1 pseudogene is annotated in these 1,422 nt (G+C 42.0%); it reads right to left on the reverse strand.

From position 1 onward, the window contains the following. Nucleotides 1-448: 448 nt before the first annotated feature. Nucleotides 449-1,315: pseudogene (gene glyQ / locus A9Y75_RS25760) on the reverse strand (glycine--tRNA ligase subunit alpha); the annotation flags it as partial. Nucleotides 1,316-1,422: the final 107 nt, after the last annotated feature.

The following is a 1,422-nucleotide window of genomic DNA, read 5'->3' on the forward strand; positions in this document are numbered from 1 at the left end:
GTGTTGTGCCAGTAGTAGACGTTGTTGCTTGCTTACCTTTAGTTCGGTCTTGAATCCTAGTATCATGCAGGTATTTTACAGCCAAATCCCAAGATAATCACTCATAGCAGATGACTTAGCATGGCAACATAAGTGAGTAATTGGTAGTAATTGTTAGTTTTTAGCTACTGTTAATTAACCCCCCCTTTGCTGGGGGGTAAAAGAATTCTATCTCTTTACTAGGCTCCGTCCTCCCTCTCATATCTATATCTCTGCATCTTCTTACATACGAGATTCCTTACCGAAGTAATGAGATAATTACCCAAATTACATAAGAGGCAATTGGAATCCAGAACAGCAAGTCAATAATATAACGGTAAGGGAATTCCTCTACTGGCTTGGAAACAGGTTCTGGTGAAATTTTTGGTACAACAGGTGGTAAAACAGTTGGGTGTGTGACTGGTTGTAAATTTTTCAGCAACGGAAAACCCAACTTCTCCCTTTGCTCAACATATAAATGAGCAACTTTCCTTGCCAAATGCCGAATCCTAGTAATGTAGCGAGTACGTTCCGTCACGGAAATGACACCCCGTGCATCCAGTAAATTAAACGTATGGGAACACTTAATCACATAATCCAAGCTAGGTAAAACTAATCCTCTTTCCGTAAGTTGGGATGCTTCCTGCTCATATATATTAAACAGACTCAGCAACATCTCAGGATTAGACGCTTCAAAATTATAAGTACACTGCTCAATCTCACCCTGAAGATGAACATCACCATAGGTAATGTCGTCCGTCCACTGGATCTTAGTAATAGCCTCCACTTGCTGGAGGTACATTACCAATCTCTCCAATCCATAGGTAATCTCAATCGACACCGGACGACAATCAATTCCCCCACATTGTTGGAAATATGTAAATTGAGTAATTTCCATCCCATCTAACCAGACTTCCCAGCCAGTACCCCAAGCCCCCACTGTCGCATCTTCCCAGTTATCTTCCACAAAACGAATATCGTGGTCTTCGGGACGAATACCCAAAGCTCTCAACGAATCAAGATAAATGTCCTGGATATTATCGGGTGAAGGCTTAATCAGAACTTGATATTGATAGTAATGCTGGAAGCGGTTCGGATTTTCGCCATAACGTCCATCTGTAGGACGACGACAAGGTTCAACATAAGCCACAGACCAAGGTTCTGGCCCTAACGCCCTTAAAAAAGTATGGGGGTTCTTAGTACCTGCACCCTTCTCCATGTCATAAGGCTGGGCAATTAAGCAGCCGCGATCGCCCCAAAACTGATGCAATATACCTATTACTGACTGAAAATTCACGCTCTACTCTTCCTTAAGTCAACAATTCATAAACCATTGTTGCCTAAACCCAGCATTGTGAGCAGTTTTGAGCCGTTAAAAAAATCCCGAAAAAAAGTTTGAGAAAG

Source organism: Trichormus sp. NMC-1 (assembly GCF_001858025.1).
Taxonomy (GTDB): domain Bacteria; phylum Cyanobacteriota; class Cyanobacteriia; order Cyanobacteriales; family Nostocaceae; genus Anabaena.